16 protein-coding genes and 1 pseudogene are annotated in these 16,010 nt (G+C 73.2%); 7 read left to right on the plus strand and 10 right to left on the minus strand.

The window, feature by feature from the left end:
* Positions 1 to 6: 6 nt before the first annotated feature.
* From QOZ88_RS12820 to QOZ88_RS12835, 4 genes are all read right to left on the minus strand, one after another.
* Positions 7 to 420 carry a hypothetical protein gene (locus QOZ88_RS12820; RefSeq protein ID WP_306000143.1) on the minus strand — a complete coding sequence of 138 codons (414 nt, stop codon included), beginning with the start codon at positions 418 to 420 and terminating at the stop codon, positions 7 to 9.
* Entirely contained in the window at positions 420 to 917 is a 498-nt protein-coding gene (locus tag QOZ88_RS12825) for a plastocyanin/azurin family copper-binding protein (protein WP_306000144.1), read from the minus strand. Before QOZ88_RS12825 ends, QOZ88_RS12820 begins: the two co-directional genes overlap by 1 nt.
* An 85-nt stretch (positions 918 to 1,002) precedes the next feature.
* Positions 1,003 to 1,197: a hypothetical protein gene (locus tag QOZ88_RS12830; RefSeq protein WP_306000145.1), complete on the minus strand. Its 195-nt coding sequence runs from the start codon at positions 1,195 to 1,197 to the stop codon at positions 1,003 to 1,005.
* A gap of 269 nt (positions 1,198 to 1,466) precedes the next feature.
* Positions 1,467 to 1,814: a hypothetical protein gene (locus QOZ88_RS12835; protein WP_306000146.1), complete on the minus strand. Its 348-nt coding sequence runs from the start codon at positions 1,812 to 1,814 to the stop codon at positions 1,467 to 1,469.
* Between the two features lie 54 nt (positions 1,815 to 1,868).
* Here QOZ88_RS12835 and QOZ88_RS12840 point away from each other — a divergent pair, with 54 nt between their 5' ends.
* Positions 1,869 to 2,399, plus strand: a complete 531-nt coding sequence (locus tag QOZ88_RS12840; RefSeq protein WP_306000147.1) for a helix-turn-helix domain-containing protein — start codon at positions 1,869 to 1,871, stop codon at positions 2,397 to 2,399.
* Positions 2,400 to 2,426: 27 nt separating this feature from the next.
* Here the strand turns inward: QOZ88_RS12840 and QOZ88_RS12845 are convergent, their stop codons facing one another.
* On the minus strand, positions 2,427 to 2,930 hold the full coding sequence (locus QOZ88_RS12845) for a hypothetical protein (protein ID WP_306000148.1): 504 nt from the start codon (positions 2,928 to 2,930) through the stop codon (positions 2,427 to 2,429).
* Between the two features lie 149 nt (positions 2,931 to 3,079).
* On the opposite strand from QOZ88_RS12845, the gene QOZ88_RS12850 reads away from it, so the two are divergent.
* The 6 genes from QOZ88_RS12850 (at position 3,080) to QOZ88_RS12875 (ending at position 10,608) form a co-directional block, all read left to right on the plus strand.
* Entirely contained in the window at positions 3,080 to 4,243 is a 1,164-nt protein-coding gene (locus QOZ88_RS12850; protein WP_306000149.1) for an ROK family protein, read from the plus strand.
* A gap of 257 nt (positions 4,244 to 4,500) precedes the next feature.
* Positions 4,501 to 6,099, plus strand: coding sequence for a sugar ABC transporter ATP-binding protein (locus tag QOZ88_RS12855; protein WP_306000150.1), 1,599 nt, complete (start codon positions 4,501 to 4,503; stop codon positions 6,097 to 6,099).
* On the plus strand, positions 6,096 to 7,220 hold the full coding sequence (locus QOZ88_RS12860) for an ABC transporter permease (protein WP_306000151.1): 1,125 nt from the start codon (positions 6,096 to 6,098) through the stop codon (positions 7,218 to 7,220). Before QOZ88_RS12855 ends, QOZ88_RS12860 begins: the two co-directional genes overlap by 4 nt.
* 114 nt (positions 7,221 to 7,334) lie before the next feature.
* Positions 7,335 to 8,357 carry a substrate-binding domain-containing protein gene (locus QOZ88_RS12865; protein WP_306000152.1) on the plus strand — a complete coding sequence of 341 codons (1,023 nt, stop codon included), beginning with the start codon at positions 7,335 to 7,337 and terminating at the stop codon, positions 8,355 to 8,357.
* 68 nt (positions 8,358 to 8,425) lie between these two features.
* On the plus strand, positions 8,426 to 9,601 hold the full coding sequence (locus tag QOZ88_RS12870) for a Gfo/Idh/MocA family protein (protein ID WP_306000153.1): 1,176 nt from the start codon (positions 8,426 to 8,428) through the stop codon (positions 9,599 to 9,601).
* Positions 9,601 to 10,608, plus strand: a complete 1,008-nt coding sequence (locus QOZ88_RS12875) for a sugar phosphate isomerase/epimerase family protein (protein ID WP_306000154.1) — start codon at positions 9,601 to 9,603, stop codon at positions 10,606 to 10,608. The genes QOZ88_RS12870 and QOZ88_RS12875 overlap by 1 nt, the downstream gene beginning before the upstream one ends.
* A gap of 304 nt (positions 10,609 to 10,912) precedes the next feature.
* On the opposite strand, the pseudogene QOZ88_RS12880 reads toward QOZ88_RS12875, so the two are convergent.
* The 5 genes and pseudogenes from QOZ88_RS12880 to QOZ88_RS12900 all read right to left on the minus strand — a co-directional run.
* A pseudogene (locus tag QOZ88_RS12880) lies at positions 10,913 to 12,460 on the minus strand (phytoene desaturase family protein); the annotation flags it as partial.
* Between the two features lie 278 nt (positions 12,461 to 12,738).
* Entirely contained in the window at positions 12,739 to 13,146 is a 408-nt protein-coding gene (locus QOZ88_RS12885; protein ID WP_306000155.1) for a hypothetical protein, read from the minus strand.
* Positions 13,146 to 13,631, minus strand: a complete 486-nt coding sequence (locus QOZ88_RS12890; RefSeq protein ID WP_306000156.1) for a cupredoxin domain-containing protein — start codon at positions 13,629 to 13,631, stop codon at positions 13,146 to 13,148. The genes QOZ88_RS12885 and QOZ88_RS12890 overlap by 1 nt, the downstream gene beginning before the upstream one ends.
* 170 nt (positions 13,632 to 13,801) lie before the next feature.
* Positions 13,802 to 15,391: a DEAD/DEAH box helicase gene (locus QOZ88_RS12895; protein WP_306000157.1), complete on the minus strand. Its 1,590-nt coding sequence runs from the start codon at positions 15,389 to 15,391 to the stop codon at positions 13,802 to 13,804.
* 241 nt (positions 15,392 to 15,632) lie between these two features.
* Positions 15,633 to 15,989 (minus strand): DJ-1/PfpI family protein, encoded by a 357-nt coding sequence (locus tag QOZ88_RS12900; RefSeq protein ID WP_306000158.1) that lies wholly within the window; start codon positions 15,987 to 15,989, stop codon positions 15,633 to 15,635.
* Positions 15,990 to 16,010 lie beyond the last annotated feature (21 nt).

A 16,010-nucleotide genomic window follows, 5' to 3' on the forward strand; every position in this document is an offset into this window, starting at 1 on the left:
GCGCGGTCAGGCCGGTCGCCGCCGGGCGTCGACGGCGAGCACCGCCAGGACGACGACCGCCGCCAGCTCCACCCAGAACGTCTCCCACCACAGCGGCGCCGCGCTGCTCTCGACGAAACCGAACAGGCCCACGGTGGTGGACAGCAGCAGCGCGGTGAGCGTGCCGAGCGCCGTCAGGGCGCCGAGCGCCGCCGCGAGCCACAGCCACCGCCGGGGCGCGACCAGGAGCAGCAGCGCCAGCCCGAACCCCGCGATCGCGTTGAGCACGAACGCCGGCCCGATCACGTCGATGGTGCGGTAGCCGTCGAGCCACAGGTCCAGGTGCAGCCAGCCCATCACGGCCAGCAGCACCGCACCGACGAGCCGCAGCACCCACGTCAGGACCCCCGCGCGCCGGCCGGGGGTGGTCGCCGTGGTCATCACGTCACCTCGATGGTGATCTCCATGCCCATCGCCCGGTGGTTGCCGACGGAGCAGTAGAAGACGTACGTGCCGGGCTCCAGCTCCACCGTGAGGGTCTCGGACTGCCCCGGCTGCAGGATCGACGTCCCGGTGACGTCCTCGCCATCGCGCTCGACGATGAAGTCGTGGCTCGCGTCCCCCTCGTTCGACACGGCGAACTCGTGGGTGCCGGCCGAGAAGCTGTCCTCGTCGAGCTCGATCGCGAAGTCCACGAGCTGCGCCTCGACGGTCTCCGCCGACTGCTCACCGGCCGGCGCCGAGGACTCGGTCGACGGCTCACTCGAGGATTGGGCCGGGGTCTGCGAGGCAGTCGACTGCGTCGCCGCGGGGTCCGCCGACTCGGCGTCGGTGGACCCGCCGCAGGCCGACGCGGCGACGAGAACTCCGGCCAGTACGACGGCGGAGGCGGCCGAGCGCATCCGTGCGACGGGACGGGAACGGGTCGTACGAGACATGGGCGCTCCTCGGGTCGGCGGCGTCGTGCGCTCGGTTGCACACGGCGCCCACTCGTCCCGGCGCCTGTTCCTACCGCCCGGGACGTCAGGTGTTCGTCAGCGGTGGCTCGTCCGGATGGGACGTGTCCGGCTGGACGGCTTTGGCGGACCACTCAACGACCGTTGCCAACAGCTCTTCGTCGACGGGGGAGCGGAGTTCTTCCCGGTAGGCGCCCAGCGCGGCCGCCCCCGGCTGGCGGCGCAGCGTGTGGGTGAGGTCGGGGACGAGATGGGTCTCCACCTGCCCGCGCACCGTCGCCGTGCCAGTCGCCCGGGCTGCCGCCGACCCCGCGCTTGTCGTAGCGCAGCGAGGCGATGCCGGCGCCGGCCAGCGCGGAGGCCAGCTGACGGGCGACGTCGAAGCGGGCGCGGCGGTGGTTGGAGTCGCGGTCGATCGGACCGGATCCGGACGCCAGCAGCACGGCGGGTACCGGCAGCGGGGCGTCGGGGAGCGTGAGCGTGCCGGCGAGCGGGGCGGCGCCGGGCACCTGGACCGGGACGTCGCGCACGTCAGCCGGCCCGTCGGAGGGAGGCGGCCACGGCCGTGGCGTCGTCCGCGCCGACGAGCAGCGTGTCGTACCGCTGACCCTCGAGGCGCATGCGCACGGCGGGCTGCCCCCGCCGGACGCAGACCAGCATGCGCTCCCCGGGGCGCCGCCAGGTGCCGATCTTCCGGACGCCGGGGAGCGCCAGCCCGGGGGCGCGCAGCCCGCGGGTCGCGCTCACGGCGTCGGTCACCACTTCCACCTCCGAGATGGCGCTGCGCGGCACGTCGACGTCGCGCAGGAGCCCGGCGATCTTCTCGCCGGGGGTCAGGTGGACCGACAGGGTCGAGGGCGTCAGTTGCAGCGTGGCCATGCCCTCACTATTCTCAACCGTGAGACTGTAGTCAAGAATGAGAACGGTGAGCGCGTGAACTCGGTCGACCTGCTGCTGCACCCTGTCCGGCTCCGCGTGGTGCAGGCGTTCCTGGGGGACCGCACGCTCACCACCGGAGAGCTGCGGGCGGCGCTGCCCGACGTGCCGGTCGCGTCGCTCTACCGGCACGTCGGCGTGCTGGCCGACGCCGGCGTGCTGCAGGTGGTGGGGGAGCGGAAGGTCCGGGGGGCGGCCGAGCGCAGCTACCGCCTCGTGCTCGAGGCGGCGAACGTGCCGGCCGACGACCTGGCGGCCGTGTCGGCCGAGGACCACCGGCGGGCGTTCACTGCGTTCGTCGCCTCGCTGCTGGCCGACTTCGACCGCTACCTCGACCGCGGCGAGCCCGACCTGGCGCGTGACGGCGTCGGCTACCGCCAGGTCGGGCTCTGGGTGACCGACGAGGAGTTCGGCGAGCTCCTGGCCGACCTGCGCACGGTGCTGCAGCAGCGGCTGGCCAACCGGCCCGGCGACGGGCGCCGACGCCGGCTGGTCGGCCTGGTGAACCTGCCCGGCGACGACGGCTGAACCGGCCCGGCGTCGACGCCCGCGGGCTCAGCCGTCGAGGCGCTTGCGCGCCTTCGCGGCCCGCCTGTTGGCCTTGTCGAGGACCTTCGCCGCCCTGCGCACCCGCCGCGGCTCGCGGTCGACGGTGCCGCGCACCAGCAGGCCGATGCCGATGCCGAGCAGCCAGCTGTCCTTGGCGATCGTCAGCCCCTGCTCGGTGGGGGCCAGGCTGCCCTCCTTCCGCATGCCCGGCGTCTTCAGGTACAGGCCCAGCAGGCCGCCGGAGAAGGCGGTGAGCGCGGCACCCGCGACGGCGGTCGGGACGAACGGGGTGAGCAGGGCGGCGCCGATGGCGATCTCCGCCGTGGACAAGGCCTTCGCGAACTGCTGCGGCGGCACGCTGCCCAGGAACGGGTAGGTACCGCTGGCGAAGCCGTGCATTCCGGCTGCGGCCTCCTCGTCGGCGCTGCGCTTGCCGAGGCCGCTGTTGAGGATGAAGGCGCCGGCGGAGATCCGGGGAGCGATCTCGGACAGCGTGATGGGCAGGCCCATGGGTGCACACCTCTTCGGTCGGGGAGCTGGTCCAGTGCTCAACCGGCGTGCCCCCGTGTGCGGGGCGTCAACCCTGGAGGCCGTCGGCGCCCTCCTCCCTTCGGTCGACGTCCGACGGGGTGGGGCGCCTCACGTGCCACTATGGCGGCGTGGCGTCCACCTCTGCCTCGGCCGGCGTGCTGCTGCGCCACGTGCGCACGGGTCGTGCGCGCAGCCGCGCGGACCTCGTGGCGCTCACCGGGGCGTCGCGGAACACGATCAGCGCGCGCGTCGACCAGCTGATCGCGGCGAACCTCCTGGAGGAGGGCGGCCGCGGCTGGAGCACCGGTGGCCGCCCCCCGACGCTGCTGCAGTTCAACAGCCGCGCGGGCTGCGTCCTCGCCGTCGACCTGGGGGTCACCAGCGTCGACGTCGCCGTGACCGACCTCTCGGCGCAGATCCTCGGCACGGTGGGGCACCCGATCGACATCGCCGACGGGCCCGGTGCCGTGTTCGCCGAGGTGGACCGGCTGGCCCAGCAGGTCCTCGCCGACGTCGGGCTGACCCCCGGTGACGTCTGCGCGGTCGGCGTCGGCGTGCCCGGGCCGGTGGAGTTCTCGACCGGCCGGCCGTCGCACCCGCCGATCATGCCGGGCTGGCACGACTACCCGGTCCCGAGCGCCTTCGGCCGGTACGAGTGCCCGGTCTACGTCGACAACGACGTCAACGTCATGGCGCTGGGCGAGATCGGTGTCGCCGGCTCCTCGCAGGACGTGCTCGTCGTCAAGGTCGGCACCGGCATCGGCTGCGGCGTGATCGTCGACGGCCGCGTGTACCGGGGTGCGCAGGGCAGCGCCGGGGACATCGGGCACATCCACGTCGCCCAGCCCGACGGGCGCACCGTCGTCTGCCGGTGCGGGCAGGAGAACTGCCTCGAGGCGATCGCCGGCGGCGGGGCGCTGCTGCGGGACGCGATCGCGGCCGGCCTGCCCGTCGGGACGGTGCGTGAGGTGGTGCGGCTGGCCGCCGAGGGCAACGGTGTCGCGCTGGAGCTGGTGCGGGGTGCCGGGCGCACGATCGGCACCGTGCTCGCCTCGCTCGTCAACTTCTTCAACCCGCACCGCATCGTCATGACCGGCGGCGTCGCGCAGGCCGGCGTCCCGCTGCTCGCCGGTATCCGCGAGGCCGTGTACCGGCGCTCCATGCCGCTGGCCGCCCGGGCGCTGGAGATCACCGTGAGCGAGGCGCCCGACCTCTCCGGCCGGGTCGGGGCCGCGCTCATGGCCATCGAGGAGTTCCTCGACGAGGAGTCGGTCCAGGCCCTGGCGCGGTAGCGCCCACCCGCCCGTAGCGATCGAGGCGTCCGGTCGCGCCGAGTGGGGCCCGGAGGGTCCCGCGCAGGCGCGACGCAACGGCTCCGTGCAGGTGGGGGGCGGCCGTTGGCCGCGGTGTCGGCCGGAGGCCGACGGAGTGCACGTCTCGGTTCGGTAACCCGTGGCCCAGCGCCTTGACCCCTTGTGACCCGGCACATATGTTGCTGCCTCAACGGACTAATGGTCAGTGGTGAGCAAAAGTCTCCGGAGGTGGCGACGTGGCCGGTGCACCGGGTGCGCGGAGCAGGGACGGCGCGGGGGCGCCCCTGCTGGCGATGCACGGGATCGTCAAGACCTTCCCGGGCGTGCGGGCGCTCGACGGCGTCGACCTCGACGTCCGCGCCGGTGAGGTGCACTGCCTGCTCGGCCAGAACGGCGCGGGGAAGTCCACCCTGATCAAGGTGCTGGCCGGGGCGCACCAGCCCGACGGCGGGCGGATCGAGTGGCGGGGTGAGCCGGTCGCGCTGACCAACCCCCAGACGGCGATGAAGCACGGGATCGCCACCATCTACCAGGAGCTCGACCTGGTCGCCGGCCTCACCGTGGCCGACAACATCTTCCTCGGGCGCGAGCGCTCGCGGTTCGGCCTGGCCCGACCGGCGCCGGCGAACGAGGCCGCCGAGAAGTTGCTGACCCGACTCGGCCACCCGGAGATCCGGCCCACCGCCGAGGTCGGCTCGCTGCCCGCCGCTGCGCAGCAGATGGTCAGCATCGCCCGGGCGCTGTCCCAGGACGCGAAGCTGATCGTCATGGACGAGCCCTCGGCCGTCCTCGACAACGAAGAGGTCCAGCACCTGTTCGAGGTCATCCGCGACCTGACCCGCGACGGCGTCGCGGTCGTCTACATCTCGCACCGGCTGGAGGAGATCCGCGAGGTCGGCGACCGGATCACCGTGCTCAAGGACGGGCGCACCGTGGCCACCGGGCTGCCGGTGCGCGACACCTCCACCCGCCAGGTGATCGAGCTGATGACCGGCCGCGACATCGAGTACGTCTTCCCCGACCGCCGCCCGGTCACCGCGGCGGAGCCGCTGCTCTCGGTCCGCGACCTCGAGCTGCACGGCACCTTCCGCGGGGTGTCCTTCGACGTGCGGCCGGGCGAGGTGGTCGGTCTCGCCGGCCTCGTCGGGTCGGGGCGGTCGGAGATCCTCGAGACGATCTACGGCGCGCGCAGGGCGACCGGCGGCACCGTCACCGTGGCGGGGAAGCGGCTGCGCCCGGGCCGCGTCGCCGCCGCCGTGTCGGCCGGGGTGGGGCTGGCACCCGAGGAGCGCAAGAGCCAGGCGCTGCTGCTGGGCGACGCCGTCTACCGCAACATCAGCATCGCCAGCCTGGCCCGTTTCGCCCGCGGCGGCTTCCTCTCCGGCAGCAGCGAGAAGGACGCCGCGCGGGAGCAGGTCCAGTCCCTCGACGTCCGCCCGGCCGACGTGACCCGCGAGGTGCGGACGCTCTCGGGCGGCAACCAGCAGAAGGTCGTGCTCGCCCGCTGGCTGCTGCGCGACTGCCGGGTGCTGCTCCTCGACGAACCGACCCGCGGGGTGGACGTCGGTGCCCGTTCGGAGATCTACGCGCTGATCCGCGACCTGGCCGACCGCGGCGTTGCCGTCGTCGTGGTCTCCAGCGAGATCCCGGAGGTCCTCGGCCTCGCCGACCGGGTGCTGGTGATCTCCGACGGATCCGTCGTCGCCGAGCAGGCGGCCGACGCGCTCGACGAGCACGCCGTGCTCGACCTCGTCATGGAGGGGACGGTCGGCCCGCGCCCGCGCGGCGACCGGCACCAGGCCACCGCACAGCAGCACGAAGGGGACGTGGCATGACCGGCAGCACCGCGACGACCGGGGGAGCGGGCGCACCCGCGCCGTCGAAGGACCGCGCACCCGAGGAGGGCAACGGCAAGCGCCCCGGCTTCATGGCCGGGTCGGCGGGGCCCCTGGTCGGCCTGGTCGTGGCCTTCGGCCTGCTCTGCATCGTCGGCGCGGTCACCGCACCGGAACGGTTCGTGGACATCGACAACGTCCTGACGATCCTCCGGCTGGCCGCCGTCATCGGCGTGGTCAGCGTCGGCATGACCTTCGTGATCATCGGCGGCGGCATCGACCTGTCGGTCGGCGCCCTGGTCGCGTTGTCGTCGGTGTGGGCGACCACGCTGGCCACCCAGCAGATGGCCGAGGACTTCCACTGGATCGTCATGGTGTTCACGGCGATCGCGGTGGGGGCCGGGGCGGGGCTGGTCAACGGGATCGTCATCGCCTACGGACGCCTGGTCGCCTTCATCGCGACCCTCGCCATGCTCGCCGCGGCGCGGGGTCTGGCCGAGATCATCGCCAACCGCCGGACCCAGATCGTGCAGAACGAGGGCTTCCTCGACTTCTTCGGGGGCGATGTCCTGGGCGTGCCGTCCCTCGTGATCATCTGGGCCCTGGTGTCGGCCGGCGGCTGGGTCCTGCTCAACCGCACCACCTTCGGCCGGCACACCTTCGCCGTCGGCGGCAACGCCGAGGCCGCCCGGCTGGCCGGCATCCGCGTGCAGTGGCACACCCTGAAGCTCTACGTGCTGTCCGGCATCACCTGCGGCATCGCCGCGGTGATGCTGATGGCGCGGACGACGACCGGCACCTCGACCCACGGCACCCTGCTGGAGCTGGAGGTGATCGCCGCCGTCGTCATCGGGGGCACCCTGCTCACCGGCGGCCGCGGCACGATCGTCGGCACCGTCCTGGGCGTGCTGATCTTCACCACGCTGGAGAACGTCTTCACGCTCAACAACCTGTCCAGCTCCATCCAGGCCGTCGCGCAGGGCGTGATCATCGTGCTCGCCGTCCTGCTGCAGATGCGGCTGGCCGAGGGGCGCGGCGGCGGCTCGGGCCGGCTGTCCCGCCTGCGCTCGGGCCGGGGCGGGCCCGCCGGCGACCGCCCCGGCAGCGGCTCCACCCCCTGATCCGACCCACCCGTCCACCCGCCCACCACCCACACCTGCCGGCGACCCGCCGGAGAAGGCACACCGAGGAGAGATTCCATGTCTGCAGCGAGGCAGCGTCCCTACCGTCGCCTGATGTCCACCGCGGTCGCCCTGGCCGGCGCCGGCGTGCTCGTCGCCGGCTGCACCAGCAACGAGCCGGAGACCTCCGCGTCGGAGGGCGGCGGCGGGGACGCGGTCGCCAGCTCGAACGACGAGACCGGCGAGACCGTCCGGATCGGCTTCTCGGCCCCGGCCGCCGACCACGGCTGGATGGCGGGCATCACCGAGGCCGCCCGGGCCGAGGCGGAGAACTACGAGGACGTCGACCTGATCGTGGCGGAGGGCACCAACGACGTCAGCACGCAGATCAGCCAGGTCGAGACCTTCATCAACGAGGGCGTCGACGCGATCGTGCTGCTGCCCTTCGACGGCGCCGCGATGACCCCGGTCGCGCTGCAGGCGATGGAGGCCGGCATCCCGGTCATCAACGTCGACCGCGAGTTCAACAGCCCCTTCGCCGCCCGCGCCACCATCCTGGGTGACAACTACGGCATGGGCGTCTCCGCCGGCACCTACATCTGCGAGCAGGTCGGCGACAACCCCGACGCCGTCGTCGCCGAGATCGCCGGCATCGACTCGCTGCCCCTGACCCAGGACCGCAGCCAGGGCTTCGCCGACGCGCTGGCCGACTGCGGTCTCGACGTCGACAACCGCGTCGCGGCGAACTTCACGGTCGAGGGCGGCGAGGAGGCCGCGGCCAACCTGCTGCAGGCCGCGCCGCAGATCGACGCCCTGTGGAACCACGACGACGACCAGGGCGTCGGCGTCCTGGCTGCCATCGAGAACGCCGGCCGCGACGAGTTCGTGATGGTCGGTGGCGCCGGGTCGGCGAACGCCATGCGCGAGATCCAGGAAGGTAACTCCGTCCTCCAGGCGACCGTCATCTACCCGCACACCCAGGCCGCCGACGGCATCGCGCTGGCGCGCCTGATCGCGCAGGGGAAGTCGCTCTCGGACCTGGTCTCGCCCGAGGTCCCGCGGGAGATCGTGCTCAACGCCCCCGTCGTCACCTCGGAGAACGTCGAGGACTACATCGACCGCGCGTTCGAGTCCTGATCCGTCCACGGTTCGGCAGGGGAGCGCTCGCGCTCCCCTGCCGAACCACCCCCGCTCCGGAGTTGCACATGACCCCCACCCTAGGCATCGGGCTGATCGGCTACGCCTTCATGGGTGCCGCGCACTCGCACGCCTGGCGCACCGCCCCCCACTTCTTCGACCTCCCCCTGCGGCCGGAGCTGACCGTGCTGGCCGGGCGGGACTCCGCCAAGGTCACCGAGGCCGCCGGCAAGCTCGGCTGGCGCGGGACTGCGACCGACTGGCGCCGGGTGATCGAGCGCGAGGATGTCGACCTGGTCGACGTCTGCACGCCCGGGAACACCCACGCCGAGATCGCGATCGCCGCGCTGGAGGCCGGCAAGCACGTGCTCTGCGAGAAGCCGCTGGCCAACACCGTGGCCGAGGCCGAGGCCATGGCCGAGGCCGCGGCGAAGGCGGCAACCCGCGGCGTGCGGTCGATGGTCGGGTTCACCTACCGGCGGGTGCCGGCCATCGGGCTGGCCCGCAAGCTGGTCGCCGACGGCCGGCTCGGCCAGATCCGGCACGTGCGGGCGCAGTACCTGCAGGACTGGATCGCCGACCCGGCCGCGCCGATGTCGTGGCGGCTGGAGAAGGACAAGGCCGGCTCCGGGGCGCTGGGCGACATCGGGGCGCACGTGGTGGACCTGACCCAGCACATCACCGGGCAGACGCTGACCGGGGTGAGCGCCACCCTGGAGACCTTCGTGACCGAGCGGCCGCTGCCGACCGAGACCGGGAAGCTCGGCGGGGTCGGCGGCGCCGAGACCGGGCAGGTCACCGTCGATGACGCCGCGGTGTTCCTCGGCCGGTTCACCGGCGGGGCGCTGGGCGTCTTCGAGGCGACCCGCTTCGCCCTCGGCCGCAAGAACGGCATCCGGATCGAGATCAACGGCTCGGCCGGCAGCCTGGCCTTCGACTTCGAGGACATGAACGTCCTGCAGTTCTTCGACGGCAGCGAGCCCGCGGAGACCGCCGGCTTCCGCCGCATCATCGTCACCGAACCCGAGCACCCCTACGTCGGTGCCTGGTGGCCGGCCGGTCACGGCCTGGGCTACGAGCACGGGTTCACCCACCAGGTCGTCGACCTGGTCACCGCCATCGCCGCCGGCGAGGACCCGACGCCGTCGTTCGCCGACGGCCTGCAGGTGCAGCGGGTGCTCGACGCCGTCGAACGCAGCGCCGCCGACAGCTCGCGCTGGACCCCGATCCGAGGAGAGAACTGATGCCGCGCCCCGTCACCCTCTTCACCGGCCAGTGGGCCGACCTGCCCTTCGAGGAGATGTGCCGGCTGGCCTCCGGCTGGGGCTACGACGGCCTGGAGATCGCCTGCTGGGGCGACCACCTCGACGTCGAGCGCGCGGCGGAGGACGACTCCTACGTGGCCGACCGGCTCGGGCTGCTGGAGAAGCACGGCCTGAAGGTGTTCGCCATCTCCAACCACCTCAACGGCCAGGCCGTCTGCGACGACCCGATCGACGAGCGGCACCGCGGCATGGTGCACCCGCGAGTCTGGGGCGACGGTGACCCTGAGGGCGTGCGGCAGCGGGCCGCCGAGGAGATGAAGCTGACCGCCCGCGCGGCGGCGAAGCTGGGCGTGAAGACCGTCGTCGGGTTCACCGGCTCCAAGATCTGGAAGACCGTGGCGATGTTCCCGCCGGTGCCCGAGTCGATGATCGAGGAGGGCTACCAGGACTTCGCCGACCGCTGGAACCCGATCCTCGACGTCTTCGACGAAGTGGGCGTGCGGTTCGCCCACGAGGTGCACCCGTCGGAGATCGCCTACGACTACTGGACGACGGTCCGCGCGATGGAGGCCATCGGCCACCGGGAGGCCTTCGGGCTGAACTGGGACCCGTCGCACTTCGTGTGGCAGGACCTGGACCCGGTCAGCTTCATCTGGGACTTCAAGGACCGGATCTACCACGTCGACTGCAAGGACGCGAAGAAGCAGGTGGGCAACGGCCGCAACGGGCGGATGGGCTCGCACCTGCCCTGGGCCGACCCGCGGCGGGGCTGGGACTTCGTCTCCACCGGGCACGGGGACGTCCCGTGGGAGGCCTGCTTCCGGATGCTCAACACGATCGGCTACGACGGGCCGATCTCGATCGAGTGGGAGGACGCCGGCATGGACCGCCTGCTCGGCGCGCCCGAGGCCCTGGAGTTCGTGCGCCGGCTGGCCTTCGACCCGCCGTCCGCGGCGTTCGACGCCGCCTTCTCCAGCGGCAGCTAGCGCACCGGGGCGGCCCGAGACGTCCGGCCGCGCCCCCGGTGGCACGGTGCCGACTCGTCGTCATGTCGTCCGGCTGACATGGCGACGAGTCGACATCCCGCCGGGCCGCCCGCTCCACGATCAGGTGACCTGATCGTGGAGCGTCCTCCCTCACCGCGGACGGTCGGGGAGGACGCTCCCCGGGGGGGGCGGGGGGTGAGCGACTCCGGCGTGCGAGCGCGGCCCCGCCGGCGGCGACGGCCGCCGCGCCGCCGGCGACCCAGCGGCGGTAGGGGTGGGGCTCCAGGATGCGGCGGGCGCACAGCGACCCGGAGACGCCGTTGGTGCCGCCGCCGGGCCAGGTGGCGGCACCGACGAGGTAGAGGCCCTCGATCGGCATCTCGTAGGTGGAGGCGCCGGGCCACGGGCGGAAGAAGAAGTTCTGCCACAGGTGGTGGCTGCCCGAGACGCTGTCGCCGCCCACCAGGTTCGGGTTGGACCGTTCGAGGTCCAGCGGAGAGAGCACCGTCCGCGCCAGCACGCTGTCCCGCGCACCCGGCGCGTACTCCTCCAGCTTCGCCAGCACCCGATCGGCCACCGGCTCCCTGGCCTCGTCCCAGTGGGTGGCGGTGATCTCCCCGGCCGCGTCGCCACGGATCTCCGACGGGAGCATCCGCACCTGGACCCACACCACCTGCCGGTCGTCGGGGGAGCGGGTCGGGTCGACCTGCGAGGTCTGCCCGACGATGAGCAGCGGGCTGTCGGGCAGCTGCCCCGCCAGGGCCTGCTGGTAGGTGCGTGCCAGGTCGTCGACGTAGGGCGCGACGTGCACGTAGGCGAACCGGGACAGCTCCTCCTCGGCCTGCCACTGCAGCGGCCGGTCCAGCGCGAGGTGCACGACCATCGTGCCCGGCCCGTACCGGTAGCGCTCGGCCCGCGTGCGGGTGGTGTCGCTGACCGCGGGATCGTCGCGCAGCAGGTCCCCGAAGAGCTGGGTCGGCGTGGTGCCGGCGACCACGGTGCGGCGCACCCGGATCTCCTCGCCATCGCCGAGGCGCACCCCGGTGACGCGGTCGCCGTCGGTGAGCACGCGGGTGACCGGGCTGCCGGTGCGCACCTCGCCACCGGCCTCGCGCACCAGGGCGGCCAGCGCCTCGGGCAGGCGGGAGATGCCGCCCTCGGCCACGGCGATGCCCTGCTCCATGTCGGTGAAGGTCTCGAGGAAGGGGAACATGGCCCCGCCGGAAACGTCGGGGCCGTAGTCCAGGTGCATGCCCCACGTGGCGATGAGCGCCTTGGCCTCCGGGGTCTCGAACCAGGTGTCGCCCAGCTCGCGGGTCGAGGCCGACAGGGTCCGCAGCAGCTCCAGCGTGTCGAACACCCCGGCCGCCCGTGCTCCCTTGGCGAGGCCGGCGAGCGCGCGCAGGCTCGGCAGCGACGTGGAGTACAGCGGCATCAGGGCTTTCATGAACATGCCGTAGCGCTCGTGCAGCCCCCGCCAGCCGGCGAGGTCGCGGGCGCTGTGCTCGCCGAGCAGCCGTTCGGTGCGCTCGACGTCCGAGTAGACCCGCAGGCTGCGCCCGTCGGGGAAGACGTTGCTGTAGGAGCGCTCGCTCACCGCCGGCCGGAAGCCGTGCCGGGCGAGGTCGTCACCGAACTCCTGGAACGCCGGGCTGGCGAGGAAGAGGTTGATGTTCGTCGCGTAGAGGTCGTGCACCAGCCCCGGCTGCGTGACCTCGCCGCTGCGGGTCGCGCCGCCGATCTCGTCGTTGCGTTCGGCCACGAGCACGTCCCAGCCGGCGCGGGCGAGCGAGACGGCGGTGATCAGGGCGTTGTGGCCGGAGCCGATGACGACGGCGTCGACGGTGCGCACGGGCGCTTCCTCTCGGTCGGTGGCGGTCCAGGTGCCGGAGGCAGGACGTCACCAGCATCGGGCACCCGGCCCGGGACTGCCCAGCAACGAGGGGCACCGATGCGAGCGAGGCACCGGCGTCATCCGTTCGTCATGTGCGGATCCGGCGACGTCGATCCAGAACAGGTAGCCGGCGGTCAACGCGCCGAAGACGATGTGCGCCCGGCGTCGCCCCCGGTGCCCAGCCGGGAGAGCGTGGCGACACCGGCGACGCCCACCGTCTCCCGCGGCGGTCCTCCTCAGCGGCGGTGTGCAGTCAGCACGGCGAGCGCACCGAGCACGACGGTGCCCGCGGCCTCCACCCAGAGCGACTCCCACCACAGCTGGGCGGCGGTCGTCTCCTGGAAGCCGAAGAGCCCCACCGTGGTCGACAGCAGCAGCGCGGCCAGGGTGCCGAGGCACAGCAGGCCCCCGGCGGCGGCGGCCCAGGGCAGCAGCCGCCGGGGGGCGACGGCCACGGCCAGTGCGCCGCCGAGAGCGAGCACTGTGTCGAGAGCGAACGCCGGGCCGATGACGTCGATGTCGCGGTAGCCCTGCTGCCACAGGTAGCCGTGGATCACCGCCACCCCGAGCAGCAGCGCGACGCCGAGGATGCGCAGCACGAGCACGGTAGGGGAGGACCGCCGGGCGGTCGGGCCGGCGACCATCAGATGACCGTGACCTGGACCTCCATGCCCAGGGCGCGATGGTTGGCCACGGAGCAGTAGAACACGTACTCACCGGGTTCGAGGTCGACGGTCAGCGTGGCCGTCTCACCGGAGTTGATGACATCGGTGGAGGCGATGTCCTCGCCGTCCTGCTCGACGACGATGTTGTGGCTGGCCTCGCCCTCGTTGACCAGCTCGATGGTGAGTTCCCCGGCGCTGAACTCGGTGGTCGGCAGTTCGTAGTCGAAGTCGACCGCGGCGATCGTGACCTCCTGTGCGCCGGCCTCGTCGGTCTCGGTCTCCGTGGTCTCGGTCTCCGTGGTCTCGGCCGATGTCGGCGGCGCATCCTCCTCCACCGTGGGGGTGGTGCCGCCGGTCGCGGTGCCGGCGTCATCGTCCGAGCCGCCGCAGGCGCTCAACGTCAGCGCGGCGGCGCAGGCGAGTGCGGCCGCGGCCCGGCGGTGCTGAGTTCTGCTGTTGGTCACGCGAATCTCCTCGGTCGTCATGTGCCTCGCGACCTGCATGCGCGCCGCGATACGTGGCTGTGCCCGAGGTTCGGCCGTGCCCCGCCGGACGGTTCGCAACCGTCTGTGACGAGAACGTCATGCGGGCCGAGCGCGACGACGGTTTCGACCAGCCCGGCGTCAGGGTCGGGTCAGCCGCCCCGGCGGGACCGACCCGAGAACGACGCGGCCGAGTGCGTGCCGGCCCGGGCGGCGAGCTCGGCGCGCGTGCGGGCCGGGCCGCTGGGCCGGCCGGAGCCGGAGCCACCGCTGCGTCCGGACGAGCCGGCGGGCTTGGCCGAGGCCGAGCCGGCACCCGAGCCACCGCGACGGCGGCGTCCACCACCGGAGCCCTGCGCCTGCGGCTCGGGCGCGGGCGCGGGCTCCACGTAGGGGGCCGCCGGACCGGCGAGCTCCGCGATCTCCGCGGAGCCCGGACGCACCTGGCTGACGACCGGGTTGATCCCGGCCTGACGAGTCAGGGTGCGCACCTCGCCGACCATGTCGGGCGTGGTGACGGTGACGACGATGCCGCCGGCACCGGCGCGGGCGGTGCGGCCCGAGCGGTGCAGGTAGGCCTTGTGCTCGGTCGGCGGGTCGACGTGCACGACCAGCGCGACGTCGTCGACGTGGATGCCGCGGGCGGCGATGTCGGTCGCGCACAGCACCCGGGTCGAGCCGTTGCTGAACGCCTCGAGGTTGCGCTCGCGGGCGTTCTGACTCAGGTTGCCGTGCAGGTCCACCGCGGGGATGCCCTGGGCGGTGAGCTGCTTGGCGAGCTTCTTCGCCTGGTGCTTGGTGCGGGTGAACAGCACGCTGCGGCCCAGGCCGGAAGCGAGCTGCCGCACGACCTCGCCCTTGTCGGCGCTGGGCACGTGGAAGACGTGGTGGGTCATGGTGCTGACCGGCGCCACGGCCGGGTCGACCGAGTGGGTGGTCGGGTTGCTCAGGTAGCGCTTGACCAGCACGTCGACGCCGTTGTCGAGGGTGGCCGAGAACAGCATCCGCTGCCCGACCTTCGGCGTCCGGTCCATGATCCGCTTGACGCCGGGCAGGAAGCCCAGGTCGGCCATGTGGTCGGCCTCGTCGAGGATCGTCACCTCGATGGCGCCGAGGTCGCAGTGCCCCTGGCCGATGAGGTCCTCGAGCCGTCCGGGGCAGGCGATGACGATGTCGACGCCGCGGGAGAGCGCCTGCACCTGCGGGTTCTGGCCGACGCCACCGAAGATGGTGGTGGCGTTCATGCCGAGAGCGCGCGCCAGCGGGTCGACGACGGCGAACACCTGGTTGGCCAGCTCGCGGGTCGGCACCAGCACCAGGGCGCGGGGCCGCTTGGCCTGCCGGCGGGTGCCGGAGGTGGCGAGCCGCGCCACCAGCGGGATGGAGAAGGCCAGGGTCTTGCCCGACCCGGTGCGCCCGCGGCCGAGGACGTCGCGGCCCCCGAGGCTGTCGGGCAGCGTGGCGACCTGGATGGGGAACGGTGCGGTGATTCCGCTGCCGGTGAGCACCTCGACGAGCGGCGCGGGGACGCCGAGCCCCTCGAAGGTGCTGTCGGTGGGGAGGACGGTGGCGTCGGCCCCGACGGGGACGACGGGCGGCGCCGGGACGGCGGCGGGGGTCTGCGCGGTGATCTGCTGCTCGCCGGCGGGGCGGGTGCCCGCACCGCGGCCGCGGCCGCCCCGGCGACGGCGCGGTCGCCCGTCGGCGGCGGGGGTGGACGGGGTGGTGTTCTGCGAAGTCATCGGTTCCTCGACGCTCGAGTGGCCGCACGAGCACCTCGGCACGGACGAGCGCGGCGCTCCCTGCACGCAGGCAGGGCGGGCTCACATCGTCGGCGAGACGTCGGTCAGCCTGGCGCACCTCGGTGGCGCAGCCTGGGCCCGACGTCGATTCCTGCCGCTCCGGATGAGCGAGGGCGGCGCCGGTACACCCCACTCAACCAGACCCGGCGCCCGCGTGGTCCCACCCGGGGGGAGTGACAGGTCACATCGGGTGAGGTGCCGGTCCGCGATAGATCCTGCGCCGGGCGACCCGGCCGGCCACCTCGCTGCCGTGGTCCCGGCGGATCACGTGGATGAGGAGGTCGATCCCGACGGCGTTGCCTGCGGAGGTGAGGACGTCGCCGTCGTCGACGAAGAGCACGTCCGGGTCGAGGTGCACCTGGGGGAAGAGCCGGGCGAAGGCCGGGGCGTGCACCCAGTGGGTGGTCGCCCGCCGCTCCTCGAGCAGCCCGGCGGCGGCGAGCACGAAGGCCCCGGTGCAGATGGAGACCAGGCGCGAGCGCCCGGCCGCCCGGCGGAGGAGCCGGGCCAGCTCGTCCGGCACGGTGCCCTCGCCCATGGCCGAGGTGCCGTAGACGGG

The sequence above is a fragment of the Blastococcus carthaginiensis genome, from assembly GCF_030731085.1.
In the GTDB taxonomy this organism is placed as follows: Bacteria; Actinomycetota; Actinomycetes; order Mycobacteriales; family Geodermatophilaceae; genus Blastococcus; species Blastococcus carthaginiensis.